We start from the raw sequence: 25605 nt of genomic DNA on the forward strand, positions 1-25605 counted from the left end.
TTTTTGCTTGTTATTTTAAGCCTTCTGTTAATACTGGAACGATTTGTTTTTTACGAGATACAACGCCTGGTAAAGCAATACGACCATTTACAATTTCTGCACCGAAAGCTTTTGCAGCTGCTTCCGCCACTTGACCTGTAGCTACTGCCGTTGAATCATTGTTTAAAATGTCTGTTACAACGAAGAAGAATAAATCTAAACCGTTGTCCGCTACATTTTTGTTTAATAAGCTTTCTAACTCTGTTTGACGACCTAATACATCCTCGATATCCACTGCGTTTACTTGTGCAACAGTTGCTTTGTATCCACCAAATTCGAAGCCTTTCGCGTCTAATGATAATAAATCTTCTAAAGATTTATCAGAAAGGTCTGCCCCTGCTTTTAACATAGCTAAACCGTATTCTGCAGCTTCTACACCAGCGATTTCTGCTAATTCAGCACCTGCTTTCACATCTTGCTCTGTGCAAGTTGGTGATTTGAATAATAATGTATCTGAAACAATTGCAGATAACATAAGACCGGCTATGTTTGCAGGAATTTCTATGTTATTTTCTTTGAATAATTTATTTAAAATTGTTGCTGTACATCCAACTGGCTCTGCACGGAAGTATAGTGGATCAGCTGTTTGGAAATTTGCAATACGGTGGTGATCGATTACTTCGGTAATTTGAACGTCTTCGATTCCATCAGCTGATTGTTGGAATTCGTTGTGGTCTACTAAAATCACTTGAGCTGCTTCGTCTTTTACGTTAACGATTAAGCGAGGTGCTTCGAAACCAAATTTATCTAAAGCGAATTGTGTTTCGTTGTTTATTTCACCTAAACGTACGGCTTCTGCATCTACACCTACTTGTTGTTTTAAGTATGCATAAACGATAGCAGATGTAATTGTATCTGTATCTGGATTTTTATGTCCGAAAACTAGTGTTTTACTCATAAGTTGAGCCTCCTATATGAAATGCTTTTCGATAACCATTTTAACATAACGCTGTGAAGAGAAGAATAGAAGTTTTCTTGTAGTTTCCTGTTTAAAATTTAATATTTTATGATAAATTTATGATATTTTTGATGATTTTGTTATACAATAGGTTTTGGAAATGAAAAGAAATGAGGAATTAATAAATGAAAAAAATGGAAAAGAAATATATTCCATTGGCACAGTTTTTTGAAACATGTACACAAGGTACATTTACTCTTACATATGAAGAAATTCAAAATATTATGGGTCATGAATTACCAAATGCAGCGTATTTAAACGTGAGCTGGTGGAAAAAAACAAAAGCACCTTCAACACATTTTTTTGCTTGGATTAACTGTGATTACTATGTAACTAATGTAACTTTAGGGCATTCTGTAACATTCTCATGCGCTGAACAAGATGTCGTGAGTGATGATAAGCCTCAAAGTACATATATTACACGTCCAATTGAAGCCAATGATGCTCGTGCTTATATCAATTTACAAGAAGAATTATTCGCTCAGTCTCCATTTGGCTATTATACCCCTCAAGAACGCAATTTAACAGTACAACAAGTACGCAAAACAATTGCAGATTGGCGCAAAGACAAAACAAGTACCATACTTATTTGCATTTACAATGGACAATTTGCGGGCTATACAATGCTATTAGGTAATACAGCTTCTCGTACAAAACATATTGCAAACGTGCGCATCGCTATCCACAATGATTTCCAACAAAAAGGCCTTGCTACTGTTCTCTTAAAAGAAGCTGAAAAATGGGCTCGTACAAACGGGATTTCACGTTTAGAAGCAAGTGTGACAATAACAAATACGATTGCACATCACTTGTTCGACAAGTTAAATTATTCCAAAGAAGGAACACGTACTCAAGCAATTAAAATCGATGAACAATTCGTCGATGAAGTACTATATAGTAAAATTTTTTAATAAAAAAGACGTAAAGGTCCCCTATAACCTTTACGTCTTTTTCATTGGCCAATCGCTATTAATTTTGATTGGCTTCTTTTTTGCTGTAGTTTAAATCCCTCATATTGCTGTGGCTGTTTACTTACCATTTCTTCAACTAACACATGTAATAATGCAAAAATCGCAATCGTACATGTAGCGCCACCTTCTTGCGCAGACGGAACGTATAAAACAATATTAGCAGGCTCATCTGTTTTTAAAGGTTTATCACGAATAGCTATGACCTTCACATTTTTATGTTTCGCGATTTCTACTGTAGTCGCCACATCTTCATACTCTTCATCTAATGCAAAAACTACCAATAATGACTGCTCATCCATCATCGCAAGCTGTTGTGCGATTTTGTCTGCTTCATGGGGTATAAAAAATACGTTCTCCCGTAGCATCTTTAAATTATTGTACATCCAAAACGCAGCTGGTGCAGATTGTCTAAATCCTAAGAAATGAATGCGTTTAGCGCTATGTAGTAGTTGAATCACTTGTTCGACATCATGCTCCACTAATCCGTTAAACGTTTTTGAAATACCCGCTAAATCACGTTTTACAATTTGTGCGCCAAGTTGATTTTTTATTTTTTTCGTAGGCAATGCTTTTTTTACAGCGGTCATTTCGCCTTTATCAATCAAGTGTGCCTTAATTTGATCTTGCAATTCACTAAAACCGGATAAATCCATCGCATAACAAAAACGAATAACAGTAGACTCACTAACATCTGCTAAGCGGCCTACTTCAGAAGCGATTTGTGTCGCTACAACATTCGGATTATCGCTTACAAATTGGGCTACTTTACGCTGCCCTTTAGATAAATGAATGTACTTTCTTTTGATTTCATCACAAATACTCAACTTTCTCCCTCTCCTTTTCTCACTATCCATTTAACCTCAATAAAATTTGTGGCTCTTACCAATTCGAATAAAATAAATCCCCAACCTAAGCAAGTTTATATGTACACGCCTAAATTAGAGTAAGTTAACAGTGCTATGTAAAATTCTGTACAACATTCCTAATAATAAAGGATACATTATCATGAATATTAATAGAATTCAATGAGTTTTCAGAAAAAACTTCAACAAGCTAAAGAATCCATGTTTTTATGTATAAAATTGACATAATTTTGTAAAGGTTAAAAGAATACATAAAGAATTACTAAGAGTGCACTTTTCTTATATAAATACTTAGATTAAATATAGTGTATATTTGATGTTTAAAAGGGCTCATTTCTGCATGAAATGAGCCCTAATAAAGCAATTATTGTAATTCTGTTTGCTTTGTTTCTTTCCCTAAGAAGATAACCGCCAGTACCCCAATAACAATTGCTACACAGAAAATCTTAAAGATATAACTAATATCATAGCCTTTCGCAAGCAGTGATCCTACAAGTAGCGGTCCAAAAATACCACCTACACGTCCAATCGCCGCAGCCATCCCTGCACCTGTACCGCGCACAATTGCAGGATATTGTTCTGGTGTGTACGCATATAATGCACCCCATGCACCTAAATTAAAGAACGATAATAACATGCCTGAAATAAGCAATGTTGTTGCCGTTTCAGCACCACCAAATACAAATGCACTCGCAGCTGTCCCTAAAAGATATGTAACAAGTACAAATTTACGTCCGAACTTTTCGATGAACCAAGCAGCTGTAAAATAACCTGGTAATTGTGCTAACGTCATAATTAACACATATTTAAAACTTGAAATTAAATCGAAGCCTTTTCCAACCATGACACTTGGTAACCATAAAAACATACCATAATATGAAAATACAACTGCAAACCATAAAATCCATAGCATCAATGTATTGCGTGCATATTTCTTATTCCATACTTCTGCAATATTTTGAAAAACTGAACGCTTTTTTGATTCAGCTTTTACTACAAACTGCGGTGAATCAGGTAGCTTTATACGTATGTATATTGCATAAAGCGCTGGTATTGCTGTTAGTAATAATGCAACACGCCAGCCTTCAATTGGCCAGAAATCTGCTGGAATAACAAAATATGAAATAATAGCGGCAATTAACCAACCACCAGCCCAAAAGCTTTCTAATAATACAACGACGCGTCCGCGTTCTTCTGCTTTTACACTTTCTGAAACAAGTGTTGAAGCAACTGGTAGTTCACCACCGAGCCCCATCCCTACGAAGAAACGTAACAATAAAAATGCTGTTAACGTTGTCGTGAATGCTGACAACCCACTTGCAACAGAAAATAATATTAACGTCCACATAAAAATTTGCTTACGCCCAACTTTATCTGCTAATACGCCAAATAATAGTGCACCAACAGCCATTCCTATAGAGTTAATTGATCCGATCCAACCCATTTGGCTACTATTTAATCCCCAATCTACCGCTAATGCAGCAATAACGAATGAAAGAATACCGACATCCATTGCATCAAACATCCAACCAACACCTGCAACACCTAACAGCTTATTGCGTGAAAGTGGCTGTGCTTGTTGTTTTTGCTCCCCCATTTTACTCCCCAACCTTCCATGTGTCTTTACACTTGACTTAACATTATCTATCATACATTTGTTTCGCAAAAGTGACAACAACTTTCTAATTTATTGAATAGTATAGACAATTTACTTTTTCCTATTGAAATAGACACCTTATAGGTTTAAAATGTCTTGTATATAAAAACAACTGTTCACCTAGTGTGAACATAAGGAGCTAATTTGTCTATGTGGAAAGGTCTAATCGAAGAATATAAACAGTATTTACCTGTTACAGAAAATACACCCACTTTATCATTAAATGAAGGAAACACACCTCTAATCCCTTTAGTGAACTTATCAAAAGAGTTAGGAATTGAGCTTTACGGTAAAATCGAAGGCGCAAACCCAACTGGTTCATTTAAAGACCGCGGCATGGTATTTGCTGTAGCTAAAGCAATTGAAGAAGGTTCAAAAGTTGTTATTTGTGCTTCTACAGGTAACACATCTGCGGCAGCAGCTGCTTATGCAACGCGTGCCGGTATTCAATCAATCGTTGTTATTCCAAAAGGAAAGGTAGCGCTTGGTAAACTTGCTCAAGCGTGCATGTACGGTGCAAAAATTATCGAAATCGATGGTAATTTTGATGATGCCCTTAATATTGTGCGCAAAATTGGTGAAACTACTCCAATCGCACTTGTTAACTCGGTCAATCCATACCGAATCGAAGGACAAAAAACAGCTGCTTTTGAAATCGTTGATCAACTTGGTCAAGCACCAGACTATTTATGTATTCCAGTAGGTAACGCTGGTAACATAACTGCGTACTGGAAAGGCTTTAAGGAATATAATGAAGTAAAACAATCAGGCCTGCCTAAAATGTACGGCTTTGAAGCGGAAGGTGCTGCTGCCATCGTAAAAGGTGAGCCTATTGCTAATCCAGAAACAGTCGCAACAGCTATCCGTATCGGTAACCCAGCTAGCTGGAAATTTGCTGAAGCCGCACGTGACGAATCAGGCGGTATCATCGACTCAGTAACAGACGACGAAATTTTAGCAGCATATCAATTAATTGCAGGCCGTGAAGGGATTTTCGTTGAGCCAGGCTCTGCTGCATCATTAGCAGGTGTTATTAAATCTGTAAAAGCAGGCAAAATCGCTGAGGGTAGCCGCGTTGTTACTGTATTTACAGGTAACGGCTTAAAAGACCCTGATACAGCAATGAGCGTTTCAACTGTTGACCTAGTATCGCTTAAAAACGATGAACAAGTAATCCGTAACTACATCGAAGGCGTATTTAATCTATGAGTAAATGGCAAATCAAAGTCCCTGGCAGTACAGCAAATTTAGGACCTGGATTTGACTCAATTGGACTTGGACTTTCTCTTTACTTAACGTTAGACGTAACATTGCAAAACGAGTGGGAATTTGTTCATATTGGTGAACATGTTCCTACTGACACAACAGTTGAAACACATTTGATTTATACAATTGCACAGCAAGTAGCCGCACAGTACAATACGAACTTAAAACCATGTAAAGTTGAAATGACGAGCGAATTGCCACTTGCGCGTGGTTTAGGTAGTAGTGCTGCGGCAATTGTTGCAGGGATTGAATTAGCAAACCTTCTAGGAGGTTTAAACTTATCGATCCAAGACAAGCTCAATATTTCTTCCCAAATTGAGGGACATCCTGACAATGCAACAGCTTCTGTTCTTGGTGGATTAACGATTTCTTCAATGGATGAACAAGGTATTGTAGATACACTGCATATTCCAGAAGTAGATGCAGCTTTTGTCGTGTTCATTCCAAATTTTGAGCTAAAAACAGCAGATTCACGAGGGGTTTTACCTCAGGACTTTAATCGGGGCTATGCAGTACGAGCAAGCGCTAATGCAAATATGCTAGCTGCATCACTCATTGCAAAAGATTATGTACGTACCGGTCATTATATGGAACAAGACCTGTTCCATGAACCATTTCGAGCACAGCTAATTCCAAACTACTCTGAAATTCGTTCAGCTGCTAAACAAGCCGGCGCATACGGTACAGCATTAAGCGGTGCTGGTCCAACATTAATTTCTATTATACCAACCGCTATTCAAGAGCAATTCCTTACAGCTATGAACGCACAGTTTCCAGAACATCGCATCGTCTTAACACAAGCAGATGCTATAGGCTCTTGCGTTGTAGCATATGAACAAAAACATTAAGTGTGAGTGCATTGGAGGTTTTATAACTTTTAATGCACTCTTTCTTTTTTGATGCGTCTTCAATCATTCCTCATACTAAAGACTGACATTTTACTCTTTTTGCATACATCTCTTACTAAACGGGTATATTAAGTAATCTACAAGTTGAAAGGGGTAATGTATATGAAAATTGCTGTGATTGGAGCTGCTGGAAAGGCAGGGACTCATATTTTACGTGAGGCAATTATGCGTAACCACGATGCTACAGCCATCGTTAAAAATAGCGCCACGTTACAAGTCGAGGATGTAGCTATTATTGAAAGTGACTTATTCCATTTAACAAAAGAACAACTTGCTCCTTTTAATATTATTGTAAATGCCTTTGCCCCATTACCAGGAGAGGCACATTTACATGTTACAGCTGGAAAGCACTTAATATCGTTATTAGAAGGTACCGACAAAACACTATTTGTCATTGGAAGCTCGGGCTGCCTCTTTGTCGATAAGGCACATACAAAACGTTTGATGGACACTGAAGACTATCCAGAACAACTCGTCGCAAATGCTAAGGCACAATTGCAAAATCTACAAGACTTAGAAAATTCCGCGATTCATTGGACTTTTGTCATTCCTTCTGCGATGTTCGATTCAGATGGACCACGTACAGGACATTATATAACGGGCAATAAAAAACTATTAGTTAACTCACAATTTAATAGTTATATAAGTTACGCAGACTATGCCGTAGCCTTATTAGATGAAATCGAAAATAAAGAACATAAAAACTCAAGCTTTACCGTTGCATCAGAAAACGTAACGACCGCTTCTTAAATAGTAAGAAAAGCGCTAAAGCGCCCTTCCAGCCCCGAGTGGGCAAAACGCACGTCCATGTGCATGCCCCCCCAATGACTCACATCGTGTGAGCCGCAAGTTTTGGAGAGCCCGACGCAAAGGTAAACGTACTACCACTTTAGCAGGAGGGTTCTAATGGTGCGAGGGGCTGGCGACTTAACCTAAGCACTTTGGAAAATTTTACACTTTCTATACTATTAAAAAATAAAAGCACAGAAATTTTTAGTCTGTAAAATTTCTGTGCTTTTTCAAATTCCTTATTATGCAAGCAGTACTAAACTTACTGCCATAACGGCCATACCAGCAATTAAGCCGTAAATTGATGAATGTGCTTCATCATATTTCTTTGCTGCAGGTAATAATTCATCTATAGAAATAAATACCATAATCCCTGCAACCCCTGCAAATATAATCCCAAACATTGTATCAGTCATAAACTGCATTAAAATTAAATAGGCGATTAATGCACCAATCGGTTCAGATAAACCTGAAGCGAATGACCATTTAAACGCCTTCATACGCTTTCCTGTCGCATAGAAAATTGGAATTGCCACGGCAATACCTTCTGGGATGTTATGAATCGCTATGGCAATCGCAATTGCAATCCCAACACTAGGATCCTGTAATACTGACATAAACGTCGCAATACCTTCTGGAAAATTATGTATCCCAATTGCAAGTGCTGTAAATAATCCCATTTTCATTAAACGATCAGCTTCAATATCTTCCTGCCCAAGACTTTGCGCTTTTTGTACATCTTCTACTGATTTTACTTCATGTGGGTTGTTACCCTTTGGAATAAAACGGTCGATTATTGCAATGACAAGCATCCCACCGAAAAAACCAACTATTGTAAGCCAATACCCCATTTTATCGCCATGAACATTTACTAATGCATCTTTTGCTTTCACAAAGATTTCAACAAGTGAAACATAAATCATGACACCTGCTGAAAAACCTAATGCAATCGATAAGAACCTTTTATTTGTACGGGTAGTAAAAAAGGCAATTAAACTACCAATCCCCGTAGAAAGCCCAGCAAAGAGCGTTAAACCTAACGCTAATAATACGTCATCATCCATATGATTCTCCTTCTCCATTCTATTAATTAGTCTTATTATAACCTCAAAGTTTCCTTCACTCAACTTTTTTCAATAAGGTAACATCTTATGTTATAAGCCAAATTTCATAGCAAAAAAGACTGTTCAAAAGGTGTTTCCCTTTTGAACAGTCTCGTCTCATACCATAATAAACCTCTTTTTACGGTGGTCAAAGTTACTTCTTCGTCATTCTTTTAGTTGTTTATATCTTCGATCACGTAGCTCGTACCATAGCACACAAATAATAAACCATGTATAGCCTATACTCCATCCTGCAAGCACATCAGTAGCAAAGTGACGGCTTTCTGCAATTCGTGATAAACCTATTAAGCAAGCTAACACAATGGCCGCAATCCATACAAGTGTTGTGCGTTTATGGTTCGTTGTTATTTTTGAAAATAAATAAGCTAACATAAACAAGTAAAGTACACTCATTTGCGAGTGTCCAGATGGGAAGCTATAAGATGTTAATTGCTCTGCAATTTCAGGTCGTGGGCGCTCAAAAAATGCCTTAAGCCCCTGATTGATTGCCGTTCCAGCTGCCATCGTTAACATAACATACAACATTACACGGTAATTTTTTTCCTTAAACCAAAAATAAAAGAACACCATTAAAGTCACAATGACAACAAACACCGTCTCACCTAAATAATGAAACAACCCGATAAATTCATTACCGCGCAGTATAGATGCAATTCGTTCGTCAAACGCCATAAAGCTTGATGATTTAAAATTAAATGCCATTACTAAAAAAACGGCGAATGTAACAAGTGCTAATGGATATGCCCATTTTTTCAAATTTATTTCCTACTTTCCAAACTAACAATTCTTACATGTATTTTAACATAGTGTCCCTTTCAAATAAAAAAACTACTTCACCTCTTGTTCGGATGAAGTAGTTGGACAATAAAATTACTCTACGACTGTATAGTTACCATGTTCCATTGAAATCACAAATTCTGGCTTCGGCGGTTTACCACCGTGCTCAGCAATTTTCTTTTTATGACCAGCAATATGCTCTGGGCTCTTTTCCCAAGCCTTCCATGCCTCTTCTGATTCCCAGCGAATAATCATGACAACTTCTTCTTCCCCACGACGAACATTTTTCACTAAAAGTTCGCGACTGATGAAGCCTCCGCGTTGCTCTAATAATGATGGACCTTGATCGGGCTTTTTGCTAAAGCGTTCAATAATTTTATCTGAATTGCCTTCTGTTACTGTCCATTTACGGATTTGTACGAACATCAAAATCGCTCCTTTAAAAAAAGCATGCCTCAAGTTTGAGACATGCTCCGTATTCATGAAATTATTTTAATTCGTTTAAGATTTCATCTAACTTGTCAACTTCAGTTGTTACACCGTTAGAAGAGAAGTACCAGTTTACCCCATCAAGGTAAACGATTTTGCCTTCTTTATAAGCACGAGTTTGTTTGATGATATCATTTTCGATATCAGCTTTGATTGTTTCTACATCAGAAGCTGTACGGTCGATAATTAATAATACTTCAGGGTCTACAGAAAGGATTGATTCATAAGAGAAATCCGAACCGTGTGAAGATGAAGTAATTTCAGTTGTTGATGGTTTGAAGCCAAAGTCATTGTAAACGTAAGCAAAACGAGAATCTGGACCGTTATCGAAACCAGAGATTTTCTTGTCGTTGTACATTGCTACTAAAGCATTTTCATAACCAGCAGCTTTTTCTTTCACTTGGTCTACTTTTGCTTGTAAGTTTGCTTTTAACTCTTCTGCTTTTTCTTCTTTACCGAAGATTTGAGCAGCTAAGTCTACAGTTTCGAATACACCGTCGACATAGTTTTCGTTGTCAGAACCAATGAATACAACGTTTGGCGTAATCTCTTTTAATTCTTCATAGAACGGTGCTTGACGACCAGAGATGAAGATTGCATCTGGGTTAGCAGCTGCTACTTTTTCGAAGTCAATTTGTTTTAATGAACCAACGTCTGCTACTGAATCGTTTACGTATTTTTCTTTAATGTGAGTTGGGATGTTCCCTTTACCACCGTTTGCTGCTATACCAACGATACCTTCAACGCCTAATGCATCAAGTGTATCTAAGAAGCCATAGTCGAATACGATAATGTTTTTTGGAGCTTCTTCAAATGTTACATCTTCGAAAGTAATTGATTTACCGTCTTCTGTTTCACTACCTGCAGTAAGTGGAGATACAGTCATTGGGAATACTGGTGCTTCTGTAGCTGCATTTTCTTTGCTATCAGTTGCATTCTGCTCAGTAGACGCTTGATCGTTTGTACCCTCTGTTTTTGACTCTTCATCCGAGCCACATGCTGCTAACATTAATGTTAAGGCTGCTGCCGTTAAGAATTTCCACTTTTTCATTTCTACTATTTCCTCCTAAATTGATACCACCAGTTGATAGTGATAATCGTTTTCATCGTACTAACGTCAGTCTAATGCAACTGTGTAATATTGTCAATCATTTTCTTGAAATCAAGATTCATTCTCAATCGATTTTCAAGAAATAAATGCATAAGCGAGAAAAACTTATACATTTATTCATTAATTAGCTATGTGAATTAAAATACACGCAAATACGACAACCATCTTGTTCTTGAACAGGAATATGCATGTCATATACTTCTCGTAATGCTTCAGAGTTAATAATTTCATGTGTCGGGCCATCTTTTACAAGACGTCCATTTTTTAATGCAACGATGCGATCTGAATATACTGAGGCAAAGTTAATATCATGTAGGACAATAACAACCGTTTTACCTAGCTCATCTACTAACTTACGTAAAATTTTCATAATTTGAACTGAGTGCTTCATGTCTAAGTTATTTAACGGCTCGTCCAGTAAAATGTACTCCGTATCTTGCGCAATAACCATCGAAATAAATGCACGTTGTTTTTGACCACCTGATAACTCATCTAAAAATTTATCCTGCATATCACCAAGCGTCATATATTCAATTGCACGGTCTATATGTTCTTCATCTTCTGGTGTTAAACGACCTTTTGAGTAAGGATAACGACCAAATGCTACAAGCTCACGCACCGTCAAGCGAACATTAAGATGATTCGACTGACGTAAAATTGCTACTCGCTTTGCAAAATCATTGGATTTCATTTTTTTGACGTTATTTTGATCTAATAATACTTCACCAGTATCTGCATCCATCAGACGGCTCACCATTGATAGTAATGTTGATTTACCTGCACCGTTTGGTCCAATAAATGATGTAATTGCTTTCGGCTGAATCTTTAATGTAACATCTTCAACAACTGGTTTTTTTCCAAAGCTTTTAGAAAGCCCCTTTATTTCGATCATGCTGCTTTCCTACTTTCTCTCAATATTAGATAAATAAAGTACAGACCACCAACAAAGTTAATAATCACGCTAATTGTTGTACTTAACTCAAAGACATGCAGTACTAAGAACTGCCCACCGACAAGTGCAATGATACTAATTAAACTTGCACCCGCAATTAAAACGGAATGCTTGTACGTTGCAAAATATTGATATGCTAAGTTCGAAACGATTAACCCTAAGAATGTAATCGGACCAACTAAAGCGGTAGAAGTTGCAATTAAAACAGACGATAAAATTAATACTTTTAAAACGATATTATCGTAGTTAACACCTAGGTTCATGGCATTTTCACGCCCTAAAGTCATTACGTCTAAATCACGTAATAATCGATAACCATAAATAAAGGCCGCACCTAAAATAACGAGTGCAATTATTAATAACTCCGTTTTCACATTCATGAAGCTCGCGAATAAACGCGCCTGTAAGCCTTCATATTCGACAGGGTCAATAATTACTTGAAGGAATGTTACAAAGCTTCCGAGTAATGTCCCAATAATCATCCCCGCAAGTAATAGTAAGAAAATCGGATATTTATCGGCACGGAATAAGAAACGATATAATATTAGTGCGAATAGCACCATCGCAACTATCGATAACCCGAAGTTTAAGTAACGGCTCACAACGAAAATCGATGCTGAACCAGCAAAGAAGAAAATTATTGTTTGAACAACTTCATACATCGAGTCAACACCCATCATAGACGGTGTTAATAAACGGTTATGTGTTACCGTTTGGAATGTTACCGTTGCATAGGCAATCGCTGTACCTGTAATAATCATCGCCAGTACGCGCTCTACACGTTTTGGAAAGGCATAGCTAAAGCCGCCCTGAATATTATAAAAACAGAATAGCAATACACAAATAATCGCAATAACTGCTAACACTATTAACTTCGTACTATTTTTTCGCATATGCTTTCCCCCTAAATAACATGACTAAGAAGATTGCACTGCCGATGACAGCAACTGTCGTATTAACTGGAATTTCGAACGGATAGACAATAATACGGCTAATAATATCACAGAATAATAGAAACGCAGCCCCTAAGAAAATCGTATGTGGAATCGTTTTACGTAAATTGTCTCCTAAATATAACGAAACTAAGTTCGGTACGATTAATCCTAAGAATGGAATAATCCCGACTGTTAATACTACCGTAGTGGAAATAAGTGCTACGAGTACTAAACCAAGATTTAGCACAGTACGATAACTTAATCCTAAGTTTTTTGCGAAATCTTCACCCATTCCGGCAACCGTAAATTTGTTGGCATATAAATACGCTAGAAGTATTGCTGGAACCGCTACATAAAGTAACTCATATCGCCCTGACACAACAAGCGTAAAACTCCCTAAGAAGAATGTGTCAACACTTTGCATTACTTCTGCTTCGTACGCAATAAATGTAGAAATTGCGCCGATAATATTCCCATACATAATCCCGATTAGTGGAACGAAAATAACGTCCTTGAACTTTATACTTTCAAGAAGACGCATGAAAATCATCATACCGATTAATGCAAATGTAAAACTGAAGATTATTTTCTCCATATAACCTACACTTGTAAAGAATACCATCGATACAACAATACCAAGCTTTGCAGCGTCAAGTGTACCCGAAGTAGTCGGTGATACAAACTTGTTACGACTTAAGCTTTGCATAATTAAACCTGAAATCCCCATCCCTGCCCCAGCAAGTATGATCGCCATTAATCGCGGCACTCGACTCATTAAGAAAATCTGCGTTTTATCTGAATCTAGGTCCAATAAATCAGATGGTTTAATGTCGATTGCTCCGATAAATAGTGATACGAAGGACAAGATGATAGTTGCGACTACAAGCATCCAAAGTCTCATATCATTTTCCCACTATTCTCTATATATTTTTATGTTCTCACTGAAAATGAGAATCATTCATTCCCTTCATTATTATATAATTGCTGATAATGAAAATCAAACACCCTATTTCTAACTAAAACTGCATTGAAATGAAAAAGACAGAAATCCAGGCCATTTGAGCAATAATGCTATGTATTTGGACAAATTATGTATTTTATTTTTAATTTCCCAAAAACAAACATAGAAATGCCCAAAAAGTATTTACTTTTTGGGCATTGTCCGTCTCATATATTAATAATCTACTGTAGGCGTTGCTTCTACGGTTGTCGCAAGTAAAGAATGAATGCTAAAAACCTCACGTCCTGTGACAACGCATTCATGACTAGCTTCGTGCTAGCCTCCACTCTCGACTTAAAGGGAATGTCCCAGAATCATTTCTAGGACATTCCCTTTTCCATTAGATAGAAAAAATTCGTTTTTTAATGGTGTATTTTTCAAGTGCGTTACGATTTACTTGATAACCCAAACCAATTGCTTGCGGAACTGTAATATAGCCGTTATCCACCGTTACTTCTGGCGTAATAATATCCTCATCCCAATAACGACTTGATGCTGCCGTATCACCAGGCATTGTGAAATTTCCGAGACTTGTAAGTGCTACATTTTGCGCACGACCAATGCCCGCTTCTAGCATTCCTCCACACCATACGGGAATATTTTTCTCCGCGCAGTAATCATGAATGCGTTTTGCTTCACTAATGCCACCTACTCGGGCAATTTTTATGTTCACAACACGACATCCACCAGCTTCAATAGCCTTTCGAGCATCGTTTAAAGACGTAATACTTTCATCTAGGCAAATCGGTGTTTTAATATGCTTTTGTAATGTAGCATGGTCAACAAAATCATCATTGGCAAGTGGCTGCTCAATCATCATTAAATTAAATTCATCTAGTTGCTTTAATAGCTCTATTTCGTTTAACGTATACGATGAGTTGGCGTCTGCCATAAGTGGCACATTTGGAAACGCATTGCGAATCGTACGTATAAGTTCAATGTCCTTGCCTGGTTTGATTTTTACCTTTATACGTTTATAGCCTTCATCTAGGAAGCGCCCTATTGTGGCAATGAGTTGTTCCTCAGTTGGTTGCAGACCAATGCTAATACCCACTTCAATTTTTTGTTGCGTACCACCAATTACTTCAGCTAAAGATTTGTTTTGTTGCTGTGCATAAATATCCCATACTGCGCCTTCAATTGATGCTTTTGCCATTTGATTCCGGCGAATTGGGCGGAAAATTTCATATACTTCATCAGGATGTGCCATTTCGGTACCTAATAACGTTGGAATTAAAAAATCCTCTAGCATATGTAGCGATGTTTTAAAAGTTTCCTCCGTATACGAAGGTTCTTCAAACGCAACGCCTTCCCCCCAACCGATCGTGCCGGCTTCATCCTTTGCTTCAAGTACGATGAATTTTTTATTTTGCATCGTGCCTAGGCTCGTTGTAAAAGGCGTTTTCATGTTCATTTCGACTTCATATAATATTACTTCTAATAATTTCATAATGGGCTCCTATTACAGAGCAAATAGCGTGCGCTTTACAAGTACGTAATGGCTAATATGCTCATCTTTTTTGATGAGATGAATGATTTTATAGCCTTGCTTAAACATTTCCTGCATAATATGACGTGTTTTATAGCGCCAATCCTCCGCTAATGCTGGACTTTCTACTTTAATTTTTTGGAAGTTTGTCGGAATCGGTAATAGGTATGCGTCATAAATCAATGCTTCCCCCATACGAAACGTCTGCTTAGGATCTAATGTAGGTAAACCAACCATATTAGGAACGCACTCTACAACTGGTATCGCCTCTTCGATTAATTCATCCACTTTAGCATCCCATCGTAAATAATCGTTATCGACAAGTTGCCACTCCACCCAAAGGCGATCTGTCGGTAATGAGCGGTTGAACGGGTCTTCCATTTCACCATAGCAATTTTCAATATACGTATCACTGTGGCTTCGTAATTTTGTGAAGTTTAAAAAACCATTACGCGCTTCAAGCGGATCAAACGTCCATCGGCAATTGCGATAACCTCGATCAATCGCAAGATCTTTTAAGTAAATCTTCAATAGCTCGCCGACACCTTGCTCACGATAATTGCGCTTGATCCCAAGCATATGTGAATATAAATAAATCGATTCTTCCATATAGCCTGGACAGCTATAATTAAAACCAATAAGATCATCATTTAAATACGCACCTAATACAATGCCCCCAGTACGAATCGTAGCAATCGTTTGATGAACTGGTATACTACCAACTGCCCAAATTTCATGCTCTAACTTGCGTGCCTCTTCAATTTGCTCAATTGTAGTCAATTCCTTAATCGTTACTGATTTTAACATACTTTTTTTCCTCCCCTGTAGTTACCTTTTGTAAAGCTAAATTAACAGCTATTGCTAATATTTGCAATCCAGTTAAAAGTCATTTTACGTTAAACTCCATTTCTGGATGATGTAACCCCGAGAATAATCCGCTCCCTATCTCTATCATGGAAGCTTTAATATATGGGCGTTTTACCGCATATTAATGAAATCTTCGCCACCTGGTGTATAAAATGCTTCTTTAAAATAGTGCATACCAACTTCTTCAATAATGGCTTGTGCTAATAGTTGCTCGGCATTAGGATACCCACCATGCCCACAAAAATAATTGGCAAGTATCATGCCATAACGCATCAATATCAGAACGAAATATTACGCGTGGAATACCTTTACCTATATCTAAGTACAACGCCCCCTTCCAGCAGTATCACATTAATCTTTTCAAATATTCTTATAATTCCAATTATAACCTACTACAGTATTAGTAAGTAGCCTTGTTTCTATTATTCCTTTTCGCCTAAAAGTAAAACCCCTGTTTTATTTATTAAAACAGGGGTTTTCCGAACTATTTAATACCGCGCATTGCTTTTGTAATGATTGGCGAGATGAATAAAATAATCAGACCAATAACAATTGATAATCCACCTAATACACCAAAGTACGTTGTTTCTGAAACTAGCTCATAGACACGAACTAGCTGTGCGTTAATTGCTTGTGCCGCCGCTGATGCTAAGAACCATAATGCCATTGTTTGACCTGCAAATGCAGCCGGCGCTAATTTTGTTGTAGCAGATAAACCAACTGGTGATAATAATAACTCCCCTATAACTAATAAGAAGATTGACAGTACAACCCATAATGGATTTACTAAATCGCCTTCTGGTGTTAATACAATTGACGCAATCATGATTAAGAATGAAGCACCTGCAAAGAATAATGAATAGGCAAATTTACGAGGTGTTGATGGTCCCGTATCACCTAATTTCGTCCATAGTAACGCAAATATTGGCGCCATTGTAATAATGAATAATGGATTAAACGATTGGAACCATGCGGCTGGAATTTCAAAGCCCCATAAATTTAAATCTGTACGTGTATCAATGAATGTCGCTAAAATCGTTGAAGATTGTTCAGCGATTGCCCAGAACATTACTGCACAAATGAATAAGGGAATATAAGCTAATAGACGCGATTTTTCGTCTGCGTTTGTTTTTGGACTACGGTACATATAAGTAATAAATACTATAGGAATCATGACACCTAAGAATGTAATTAATAGCGAGAAATTTTCAACGCTTGCATTACCGGTCATGTATGCCAGTGCTCCTAAAGCGAGAATTACGAAACTACCAATTATAAAGTTACGTGCTGTTGTTTTCTTCTCTGCATCAGATAATGGGTTTGGCGCTACAGAGCCTGCTAAACCAAGGTTTTTCTGTGACATTAAATAAACAACTAGCCCAACGAACATACCTACTGCAGCAACACCAAATCCAGCGTGGAAGCCCCAGTTTTTTTGAAATAAACCAACAAGTAATGGCGCTGTGAAACCACCTAAGTTAATACCCATATAAAAAATAGAGAAGCCTGAATCACGACGAGCATCAGTAGGCGCATATAAATCACCGACAACTGATGATACGTTTGGCTTCAGTAAGCCTGTACCAATGATAATGAAGAACATTGATAAGTAAAGTGCTGATGCACCAAGTGGTAACGCAAGTAAAATATGACCGATCATAATTAATATACCGCCATAGAATATCGCTTTTCGCGTACCTGTAATTCGGTCGGCAATCCAACCACCAATAATACCTGACATGTAGATTAAGGAACCGTAAATCGACATGATGATGTTTGCTTGCGTACGATCCAATCCTAAACCGCCATCTTTAAGTGAGTAGTACATGTAGAATAATAAAATAGCACGCATGCCGTAATAAGAAAATCGCTCCCAAAACTCTGTAAAGAATAAAGTAAATAGCCCTTTAGGTTGTCCTACAAAGCCAGTTTGAGGAACTGATTTCACGATTTCTTCTTTAGAATACATTTGAAATTTCCTCCGATTTAATAAATATTCTGACAATTAAATTCATTGTCATACCTTTAGTAATAGTTTTTTAATACTCTAACGTAACAATTAAACAAAATCAAGAAAACACTAAAATGTTATAATATTACTTTTTTTCTGTATTTTCTGATAAATTAATCAAGAATTCATCATCAATACCCGACTATTATAGTTTATTCTCTATCAGTTACAAAATGGTTTGACTTATTTAAACGAAAACATAAAGGATTCGTCCAAAGCATTTACTTTTTTTAGCAATGTCTGTCTCATGTATTAATTATCCTCTGTAGGTTGATTTTCGCGGTAGGCGCAAGTAAAGAATGAATGCTACAAACGTCACGCCCTGTGACAACGCATTCATGACTAGCTTTGTACCAGCCTCCATCCTCAGCGCAAAGGGAATGTCCCAGAATTACTTCTCGGACATTCCCTTTGCTTCATAGCTTATTTCACTACATATTTTTCATATTTATTATAATCCGCTTGTTTTAGTTCTAATGTTAGTAGCGTGCCTTGTTCTTCGTACACTGTCTCTAAAATTGTTGCCTGTTCATTTAAATAGGAAACAATAGCCCCTTGTTCGTAAGGAATGAGCATTTGGCATGTTACGTAATCCGAGAAGATTTGCTTACGAATCATTTGAAGTAATTCATCTAAGCCCACTCCCTCTTTAGCTGCAATCCAAATATTATCACCGCTAATTAACGGGTATTCTAAATTGGCCAAGTCCGATTTGTTATACACATAGATTGTTGGGATATTTTCAACATCAATAGCTTTTAATGTATCGTTTGTCACGTCCATCATGAAACGGAATTCTTCATTTGATACATCAACGACATGTAGAAGTAAATCTGCCTCGCGTGCTTCTTCTAACGTCGAACGGAAGGCCTTTACTAAATGGTGCGGTAGCTTACTAACAAAACCAACTGTATCTGTTAGTAAAAATGATTTGTTATCCTCTAATTCAATATTGCGCACCGATGTTTCAAGCGTGGCGAACAGCATGTCTTTTTCGAATACTTGCTTTCCATCGTCCTGACCAATTTTCGCTAACAGTTGGTTCATGATTGTTGATTTACCTGCGTTTGTATAGCCAACAATTGAAACGACTGGCACCGCATTTTTACGGCGTTGCTTTCGCTGTGTTTCGCGCTGTTCTTTTACTGCCTCTAATTCCTTTTTAATTTTGGTAATTTGGTCCTCGATTTTACGACGATCTAGCTCCAGCTTCGTTTCCCCGGCACCACGGTTTTTAAAGCCACCACCTGTACCACCACCTTGACGTGAAAGTGAAGCATGTAAACCTACTAGGCGCGGTAGCATATATTGAAGCTGCGCAAGTTCTACTTGTAGTTGTGCCTCGCGTGTTTTGGCGCGGCGACTGAAAATATCTAAAATTAGCATCGTACGGTCGATTACTTTACAATCTAAATCGCGCTCTAAATTACGAATTTGTGATGGGGATAATTCATCATTAAAAATGACGATATTCGCATCTGCTTCTTCATAAAACGCCTTAATTTCATCGATTTTTCCTGTTCCTACATAGTGAGACGGTGTGACACGCTCTAAATTCTGTGTCACCTTGCCGACTACTTCTACATTTAAAGCTTCTGCTAAATTCGCTAACTCTTCCATTGAATAATCGAAGTGCTCGTCTTTTTGTAAGTTCACGCCCACTAAAATGCCGCGTTCAATTAATACTTCTACCTCTTTCAAACAGATAGCCTCCTCAAAGGTTCATTCTATCGTTTAATCGTAACATACATTACAAAAGCCTGTACAATCACACCATATAGCGCATTGTGATAAAATAGAAGTAATAATATTTTTCATTATAGAAAAGGCGGTTTTTATGGAATTTCAACAAATGAAAGAGCAGTTAGTCGCTCTTTTACAAGATAAAACACTAATTCAAGCAACGATCAGTCAACCTCGCCAAAAATCAAACGAAATAAAACGTGTAAAATTAAAGCCAGTTGAATTACGCGGTGATTATGTGATTCAGCTCGAATATCAATATGAGCGCATTTTAAAACACGAAAATTTACCACTTACCGATGTGGCAATAAAGCTAGACGAATTATTTGAACAATTTCGCCAAGTACATTCAGAATTCACGGGGCAAACGGTGCAAATCCAATTATCAAAGAAAAACAAAGTGCTATGGAAATCAAATGCGAGCGCCTCAACAAAGCAAGTGAGCTTATCACATAATCGTAAAAAACAATATTTGTTAGATGACTCACGTGTGCATCCGTTTTTAGTACGTTTAGGCGTGCAAGCAGAAGACGGCAAAATTAAAAAGCAAAAGTACGATAAATTTAAACAAATTAATCGCTTCGTTGAATTCATTGACGATTCTCTAGCACATTTACCAAAGGATAAGCAAATCCGTATTTTAGACTTTGGCTCAGGGAAATCATATTTAACATTTGCGTTATATCATTATTTAAAAGTAGAAAAAGGGTTAAAAATACGTGTTACTGGGTTAGATTTAAAGAAGGAAGTTATTGAAGAATGTAATCGCATAGCACAGGATTTACAATATGATGATTTAGAGTTTTTAATTGGGGATATTAATGATTACAATGACGAAACAGCGGTTGATATGGTTGTAACCCTTCATGCGTGTGACGTTGCAACCGATATGGCTTTAGCACGCGCTGTTAAATGGGGCGCGAAAGTGATTTTAAGTGTCCCTTGCTGTCAGCATGAATTGAACCGACAACTTCAAGTCCCAGAATTATCGATTATGACACAGCACGGCTTAGTAAAAGAACGCTTTGCCGCACTTGCGACCGATTCAATCCGTGCCGAGCTGTTATCACTTGTTGGGTATGAAACACAGCTATTAGAGTTTATCGATATGGAAAATACGCCGAAAAATATATTAATTCGCGCCTACTTTACAGGAAAGCAGCCAACTGACGAACAACGCGCGAAATATGTCGAATTTGTGAGATTTTTAAATGCGCAACCATTTCTGCAACAAGAATTACAGGATTTCTTATAATAGTGACAAACTATCTCGATTAAGCTTATTTTCGCTAAAAATTGACTGAAAATAACGCGAAAGTCACATAATCCTTTTGTTACAGAATTGTAAAGTTTAAGACGTAATGAGTAAATTTTATGTAGATTTTTTTTAGATTTTGTTATGATTGTTAGGTTGGTTTGATTATATAATTCCAGGAGGCAATTCCATGTTTAGTCCAAAAAAACAAGATCCATTTTTCGCAGCTTTGTTAAAAATTGCTGAAAATATGCGTGAAGCTGTTCATTACGCAAATGATTTTCGCATCGAAACGGTTGCTGATTTAAAGGAAATTAGCGTTCGTATGAAACAATACGAAACAGCTGGCGATAAATTAATACATGAGTTAATCGTAATGTTAAATAAATCATTTATGACACCAATTGAGCGTGAAGATATTTTATCTTTAGCGATTCGTATGGATGACGTATTAGATGGTACAGAAGGAACAATCGGACACTTCGAAATGTTTTCTTTAACTGAAGTTGACGATTCAATGCGCAACTTCTTAGAATACATTGCGAAATCATCTGATGAAATCGTGAAAGCGATGGAACTTTTGAACAAAAAAGATCTTGTTGGTATGCGACAGCATGCAATTTTAATTAAAGACTATGAACGTGAGTGCGATGAAGTATTACGTTCTTCCATCAAGCAATTATTCTTAAACGAAAAAGATCCAATTCGTTTAATCAAATTTAAAGACATCTACGAACAACTTGAAGAAATTGCAGACTACTGCCAAACAGTAGCAAACACAATCGAAACAATTATTATGCGTAACGCATAATCATAGGGAGTCTTAATAAATGAACACACTATTAATCATTACCGTATTAGTTGTCGCATGCGCATTACTATTTGACTTCATTAATGGTTTCCATGATACGGCTAATGCAATTGCCACATCTGTTTCAACGCGTGCATTACCACCACGTGTAGCGGTATTAATGGCAGCCATCATGAACTTTATCGGTGCCATTACATTCGTTGGTGTAGCAAAAGCGATTGCTTCTGATATCGTTGATCCGTTTTCACTATCAACACCTGAAGCACCATTAATCGGTTCTGTTGTTATTTTAGCTGCACTACTTTCTGCCATAACGTGGAACTTAGTAACTTGGTATTTCGGTATTCCGTCTAGTTCATCTCACACGTTAATTGGTTCGATTGCTGGTGCAGCGATTGCTTCTTCTGGTTTTGGCGTTTTAAACTACAGTGGCTTTTCAAAAATTATTATTGCGTTATTATTGTCACCAATTATCGCCATTTGCGTTGGTTACTTAATGATGTCATTAATGAAGTTCTTATTTAAAAACATGAACCTTTATAAAACAAATAAAGGGTTCCGCATTATGCAAATTTTCACCGCAGCTATTCAATCGTTCACACACGGGACGAACGATGCTCAAAAGGCAATGGGGATCATTACGATGGCTTTAATTGCGGCGAATTGGCAAACAACGGATGATGTACAAGGATGGGTTCGTTTTGCCTGTGCCCTTGCAATGGGTCTAGGGACTTCGATTGGTGGTTATAAAATCATCAAAACAGTCGGCGGTAAAATCATGAAAATTCGTCCAGTAAACGGGGCTGCAGCTGACCTTTCTTCTGCATCAATCATTTTCGGGGCAACTTTAATTCACTTACCCGTTTCAACAACACACGTTATTTCATCTGCCATTATGGGTGTAGGTGCTGCACAAAACGTGAAAGGCGTTAACTGGGGAATGGCGCGTAAAATCGTCACAACTTGGATTATTACAATGCCAATTTCAGCTGTAATGGCTGCAATAATTTATTCAGTATTAAATATCTTCTTTTAACCAATAAAAGGTCTCCAGAATTCAACAACTTTTCTGGAGGCTTTTCCTTTTTTCGCCAAATCAATTACACTAGAAGTACTGAAATAGAAAGGCGGTATTTTATGAAGCACTTTGCAGTATTTGTTACGAAATTTTCAAAGCCGGTTGTCGCCATTTGGTTTCTTATCCTTGCTATATTTGCATTTTTTGCTCTTCAGCTTCCTTCTAAATTGCAAGGGGATGGGTTTTTCGTAGATGGTGATCATTCATACGTAACAAACGAGCTTTCTGAGACATTTGATTTACCAGCGAAAACGATTTTTGTTTTATTTAAAGATAAGTCCGACGATGAAATTACGTCCATTATGGAAGAACTCGAAAATTTGGATGCCGTTCATGCAGTGACTTCTCCAGTGGGCAATGCCGCATTAAATAAAAACGGCTACGCTTATGGACTGCTTGAATTTGATAATACAATTGCCGATTACTTCCCTATTATCGATGACATTCGGGAAATTACTGAGGATGAACAAGGCATTTCGATTACAGGGGAGCCCGTTATTTCAAAAGATATTAACGTAGCGAGCCAAAAAGATTTAATTAAAGCCGAGGCAATTGGCTTACCAATCGCTTTAATCGTTTTATTATTAGCATTTGGTTCAATTGTAGCGTCATTATTACCGTTAATTATTGGTGGCGCAACGGTTGTTATCGCACTTGGGATTTTAACGCTATTAAGCGATTATTTTAATTTATCGATATTCGTCATGAATATTGTACCGATGCTTGGCTTAGCATTAAACATTGATTTTGCGCTTTTATTTATTAACCGTTACCGTGAAGAACGCGAAAAACATGCGGTGCGTGAATCCGTTCAAACCGCAATTCAAACAGCTGGACGCTCGATCATTTTCTCTGCACTATGTGTCATGATTGGCTTAGGTGCAATGGTCGTTATTAATGTAGAGATTTTTATGAATATTGCTCTTGGTGGCACAATCGTTGTTTTCCTTGCAGTGTTAACAGCGCTAACCTTTTTACCAGCAACGATTACGCTATTGGGCGATCGTTTAAATAAAGGGCGTATTTTCCGCGTAAAAGCAACCGCTTCACGTTGGCAAAAGTTTGCCGCTTTCGTGATGAAACGCCCGGTTGTCATTATTTTTGTCGCTGTCCTTTTACTATGTGTGGCGATGGTTCCTATTAAAGATATAGCGTTAACGATTCCTTCGACTGAATCATTACCAGCTTCCTACGAATCCCGTCAGACTTTCGATACCCTCGATGAAACATTCGGTATTGGTGAAAATACGCCTGTCTTTTTACTCGCTGAAAATGATGACACTTGGGATACGACGGAAGGACGTGAAAAGATCTTTGATATTCAGCAGCAACTACTAGATGATCCAATGGTAGATCGTGTCACTTCTATGTTTACAGTGGCAAATATCGAATCGGTTGAAATGTGGGAAATGGTCAATAGCAACCCACAAGCACCAGGAGCACTTGACGAGGTTGCAGAAAACTTTATTCAAAAAGATAAAATGTATATGGTCGCTTATTTAAACACAACCGGTGCGACATCCGAAGCGCAGGATTTTGTCCGTAACTGGATGAATAAAGACTTAGGTGTGGATTTCGCATTATCTGGACAAGCAAAGTTCAATCAGGAAATTTTTGATGAAATTGCGAATAAAGTGCTCATTGCCATTGCAATCATTATTGTTTCAACATTTATTATTTTAATGATCGCATTTCGTTCCATTTTAATCCCTTTAAAGGCGATTTTAATGAATATTTTAGGGCTTGGCGCGACATTCGGTATTTTGGTTTATATTTTCCAATACGGGCATTTTGGTATTGAAGCAGGCACAATTGTATTAATTATTCCGGTATTGGTATTCTGTTTAGTCTTTGGCTTAAGTATGGACTATGAGGTGTTTTTAATTTCGCGGATTCAAGAAGAGTATTTAAAAGGGGCTACGAACACAAAGGCTACGATTGATGGACTGGTTACAACAAGTAAAATTATTACGTCTGCCGCACTTATTATGATTGTCATTACCGGAGCATTTGCGTTTACCGATGTAATGCCCGTTAAACAAATTGGGGTCGGCATAGCGATTGCCATTGCGATTGATGCAACAATTATCCGCCTCATGCTCGTACCAAGTTTCATGAAGCTGTTTGGCGATTGGAACTGGTGGCTACCGTTTAGAAAAGGAAGAAAATAACGAAAAAAATGAGCTTGTCCGGAAATTGATTTCTGGACAAGCCCTGTTTTTGAAATAAAGTATACCTTGTTCATTCAAATATTGACTATTGTTCACTAGCTTAAGTGCAGCAATGTTTCATAATTACTCATTGCTGATTTTGAATAGCTTGGCTGTTCACTTTCGTCTTGGCGATCATTATGCTTTGGCTCATTTGGCTCCCATAATACATAGAACGCCTGAATAACAGCGACGATAATAATGGAAGCGACTAAAATTGTGCCTATAATAATTTTGACCATTTTATTACCAGACATTTCTTTTGATTGATGCTGTTGCTCCATACTCCATTTCCCTCACTT

Annotated in this window: 24 protein-coding genes; 8 read left to right on the plus strand and 16 right to left on the minus strand. The window is 37.5% G+C overall.

Features of this window, described 5'->3' with window-relative positions; translation table 11 throughout:
• Positions 1-10: 10 nt before the first annotated feature.
• The gene (locus LZ480_RS17505) at positions 11-937 is read right to left on the minus strand and encodes a manganese-dependent inorganic pyrophosphatase (protein ID WP_241370830.1); all 927 of its coding nucleotides are present in this window, start codon (positions 935-937) and stop codon (positions 11-13) included.
• Between the two features lie 185 nt (positions 938-1122).
• Here LZ480_RS17505 and LZ480_RS17510 point away from each other — a divergent pair, with 185 nt between their 5' ends.
• Positions 1123-1908, plus strand: coding sequence for a GNAT family N-acetyltransferase (locus LZ480_RS17510; RefSeq protein WP_241370831.1), 786 nt, complete (start codon positions 1123-1125; stop codon positions 1906-1908).
• A 41-nt stretch (positions 1909-1949) separates the two neighbouring features.
• On the opposite strand, the gene LZ480_RS17515 is transcribed toward LZ480_RS17510, so the two are convergent.
• Positions 1950-2792 carry a MurR/RpiR family transcriptional regulator gene (locus tag LZ480_RS17515; protein ID WP_241370832.1) on the minus strand — a complete coding sequence of 281 codons (843 nt, stop codon included), beginning with the start codon at positions 2790-2792 and terminating at the stop codon, positions 1950-1952.
• A gap of 403 nt (positions 2793-3195) precedes the next feature.
• Positions 3196-4428 carry an MFS transporter gene (locus tag LZ480_RS17520; RefSeq protein WP_241370833.1) on the minus strand — a complete coding sequence of 411 codons (1233 nt, stop codon included), beginning with the start codon at positions 4426-4428 and terminating at the stop codon, positions 3196-3198.
• Positions 4429-4638: 210 nt separating this feature from the next.
• Between LZ480_RS17520 and thrC the strand changes: the two genes are divergently transcribed.
• The 3 genes from thrC (at position 4639) to LZ480_RS17535 (ending at position 7412) form a co-directional block, all read left to right on the plus strand.
• The gene (gene thrC, locus LZ480_RS17525; RefSeq protein WP_241370834.1) at positions 4639-5697 is read left to right on the plus strand and encodes a threonine synthase; all 1059 of its coding nucleotides are present in this window, start codon (positions 4639-4641) and stop codon (positions 5695-5697) included.
• A complete protein-coding gene (gene thrB / locus LZ480_RS17530; RefSeq protein WP_241370835.1) occupies positions 5694-6602 on the plus strand; it encodes a homoserine kinase in 909 nt (302 codons plus the stop codon). Before thrC ends, thrB begins: the two co-directional genes overlap by 4 nt.
• 162 nt (positions 6603-6764) lie before the next feature.
• Complete coding sequence (locus LZ480_RS17535; protein ID WP_241370836.1) at positions 6765-7412, plus strand: NAD(P)-dependent oxidoreductase; 648 nt, start codon at positions 6765-6767, stop codon at positions 7410-7412.
• A gap of 281 nt (positions 7413-7693) precedes the next feature.
• Here the strand turns inward: LZ480_RS17535 and zupT are convergent, their stop codons facing one another.
• The 12 genes from zupT to hflX all read right to left on the minus strand — a co-directional run bounded on the left by zupT (position 7694) and on the right by hflX (position 19907).
• Entirely contained in the window at positions 7694-8515 is an 822-nt protein-coding gene (zupT, locus tag LZ480_RS17540) for a zinc transporter ZupT (protein WP_241370837.1), read from the minus strand.
• A gap of 204 nt (positions 8516-8719) precedes the next feature.
• A complete protein-coding gene (locus tag LZ480_RS17545; RefSeq protein WP_241370838.1) occupies positions 8720-9331 on the minus strand; it encodes a phosphatase PAP2 family protein in 612 nt (203 codons plus the stop codon).
• A 114-nt stretch (positions 9332-9445) separates the two neighbouring features.
• Positions 9446-9778, minus strand: coding sequence for an antibiotic biosynthesis monooxygenase family protein (locus tag LZ480_RS17550; RefSeq protein ID WP_241370839.1), 333 nt, complete (start codon positions 9776-9778; stop codon positions 9446-9448).
• 61 nt (positions 9779-9839) lie between these two features.
• Entirely contained in the window at positions 9840-10892 is a 1053-nt protein-coding gene (locus LZ480_RS17555) for a siderophore ABC transporter substrate-binding protein (protein WP_241370840.1), read from the minus strand.
• Positions 10893-11076: 184 nt separating this feature from the next.
• Positions 11077-11844 (minus strand): iron ABC transporter ATP-binding protein, encoded by a 768-nt coding sequence (locus LZ480_RS17560; protein ID WP_241370841.1) that lies wholly within the window; start codon positions 11842-11844, stop codon positions 11077-11079.
• Positions 11841-12797 (minus strand): iron chelate uptake ABC transporter family permease subunit, encoded by a 957-nt coding sequence (locus LZ480_RS17565; protein WP_241370842.1) that lies wholly within the window; start codon positions 12795-12797, stop codon positions 11841-11843. The genes LZ480_RS17560 and LZ480_RS17565 overlap by 4 nt, the downstream gene beginning before the upstream one ends.
• Entirely contained in the window at positions 12784-13740 is a 957-nt protein-coding gene (locus LZ480_RS17570; RefSeq protein ID WP_241370843.1) for an ABC transporter permease, read from the minus strand. The genes LZ480_RS17565 and LZ480_RS17570 overlap by 14 nt, the downstream gene beginning before the upstream one ends.
• A gap of 439 nt (positions 13741-14179) precedes the next feature.
• Positions 14180-15289, minus strand: coding sequence for an o-succinylbenzoate synthase (menC, locus tag LZ480_RS17575; protein ID WP_241370844.1), 1110 nt, complete (start codon positions 15287-15289; stop codon positions 14180-14182).
• A 12-nt stretch (positions 15290-15301) separates the two neighbouring features.
• The gene (locus LZ480_RS17580) at positions 15302-16135 is read right to left on the minus strand and encodes a GNAT family N-acetyltransferase (protein WP_241370845.1); all 834 of its coding nucleotides are present in this window, start codon (positions 16133-16135) and stop codon (positions 15302-15304) included.
• 171 nt (positions 16136-16306) lie between these two features.
• On the minus strand, positions 16307-16456 hold the full coding sequence (locus tag LZ480_RS17585) for a hypothetical protein (RefSeq protein WP_241370846.1): 150 nt from the start codon (positions 16454-16456) through the stop codon (positions 16307-16309).
• A gap of 223 nt (positions 16457-16679) precedes the next feature.
• Positions 16680-18164 (minus strand): peptide MFS transporter, encoded by a 1485-nt coding sequence (locus tag LZ480_RS17590; RefSeq protein ID WP_241370847.1) that lies wholly within the window; start codon positions 18162-18164, stop codon positions 16680-16682.
• Positions 18165-18629: 465 nt separating this feature from the next.
• Positions 18630-19907 carry a GTPase HflX gene (gene hflX / locus LZ480_RS17595; RefSeq protein ID WP_241370848.1) on the minus strand — a complete coding sequence of 426 codons (1278 nt, stop codon included), beginning with the start codon at positions 19905-19907 and terminating at the stop codon, positions 18630-18632.
• A 136-nt stretch (positions 19908-20043) separates the two neighbouring features.
• On the opposite strand from hflX, the gene LZ480_RS17600 reads away from it, so the two are divergent.
• The 4 genes from LZ480_RS17600 (at position 20044) to LZ480_RS17615 (ending at position 25264) form a co-directional block, all read left to right on the plus strand.
• Positions 20044-21204 carry a class I SAM-dependent methyltransferase gene (locus tag LZ480_RS17600; RefSeq protein WP_241370849.1) on the plus strand — a complete coding sequence of 387 codons (1161 nt, stop codon included), beginning with the start codon at positions 20044-20046 and terminating at the stop codon, positions 21202-21204.
• A gap of 190 nt (positions 21205-21394) precedes the next feature.
• The gene (locus tag LZ480_RS17605; RefSeq protein ID WP_241370850.1) at positions 21395-22015 is read left to right on the plus strand and encodes a DUF47 domain-containing protein; all 621 of its coding nucleotides are present in this window, start codon (positions 21395-21397) and stop codon (positions 22013-22015) included.
• A gap of 19 nt (positions 22016-22034) precedes the next feature.
• Complete coding sequence (locus tag LZ480_RS17610; protein ID WP_241370851.1) at positions 22035-23051, plus strand: inorganic phosphate transporter; 1017 nt, start codon at positions 22035-22037, stop codon at positions 23049-23051.
• Positions 23052-23152: 101 nt separating this feature from the next.
• Positions 23153-25264: an MMPL family transporter gene (locus tag LZ480_RS17615; protein WP_241370852.1), complete on the plus strand. Its 2112-nt coding sequence runs from the start codon at positions 23153-23155 to the stop codon at positions 25262-25264.
• A 95-nt stretch (positions 25265-25359) separates the two neighbouring features.
• On the opposite strand, the gene LZ480_RS17620 is transcribed toward LZ480_RS17615, so the two are convergent.
• Positions 25360-25587, minus strand: coding sequence for a hypothetical protein (locus LZ480_RS17620; protein WP_241370853.1), 228 nt, complete (start codon positions 25585-25587; stop codon positions 25360-25362).
• Positions 25588-25605: the final 18 nt, after the last annotated feature.

The sequence above is a fragment of the Solibacillus palustris genome (assembly GCF_022549215.1).
GTDB classification, from domain to species: domain Bacteria; phylum Bacillota; class Bacilli; order Bacillales_A; family Planococcaceae; genus Solibacillus; species Solibacillus daqui.